This is a genomic window from Halococcus salifodinae DSM 8989, assembly GCF_000336935.1.
In the GTDB taxonomy this organism is placed as follows: domain Archaea; phylum Halobacteriota; class Halobacteria; order Halobacteriales; family Halococcaceae; genus Halococcus; species Halococcus salifodinae.
This window is the reverse complement of sequence record NZ_AOME01000044.1, coordinates 1-551: the sequence shown is the minus strand read 5'-3', so window position 1 is coordinate 551 and position 551 is coordinate 1. Positions and strand designations below refer to the sequence as shown.

At 55.9% G+C, this 551-nt stretch carries 1 protein-coding gene; it reads right to left on the bottom strand.

Annotated features, from left to right (window positions below):
- A partial coding sequence (locus C450_RS22660; protein WP_206536839.1) for a hypothetical protein occupies window positions 1-192 on the bottom strand: 192 nt, incomplete at its 3' end.
- Window positions 193-551 lie beyond the last annotated feature (359 nt).

Below are 551 nucleotides of genomic sequence, written 5' to 3'. Positions count from 1 at the left end.
CTCCACCAACTCAGGTCCGTTGTTGATATATTGGGTTTCTTCTGTTCTGATGGTGATTGTTCCCGTTTGACCTGGTGCTACTGGCTCGGTATTGACTGACAATTGGTTGTTGTTCGTTCCCTGTTTGCCGCCGCTGATGCATCCGGCGAAGATGGCTGTTCCAACAGCACTGATGAGAGCCCGCCGGTTCATATTTTCTTGTTTGACGTTTCTGTTGAAGTGTTTTGTGTGGATCTAGTTGGAGCCGGACCCTCACGGCCCACAGGGGGCCGGAGGGCTGGCGGGATAAGAATCAACGACACATGGTTTTATGAGATAGGGCTGAGAGCGGCGATGTAACTCAAATACGTGGAAGGAAGGCCGGGAGGAAGGCCCGGACAACCGTTGCGATTCCCAGCTTATGACTGGGAACGCGACGCGGCGGGCAATGCCGGGATGGCTATTGCCGTACTGGGCCTTTCTCAAGCCGAGGTAATAGGGCTAACGCCTGAACCTGCGGCCCGCCCAGTTCGCTTCGGTCTGAGAGGCGTGAGAGCGCGCTGTGAGCGTGG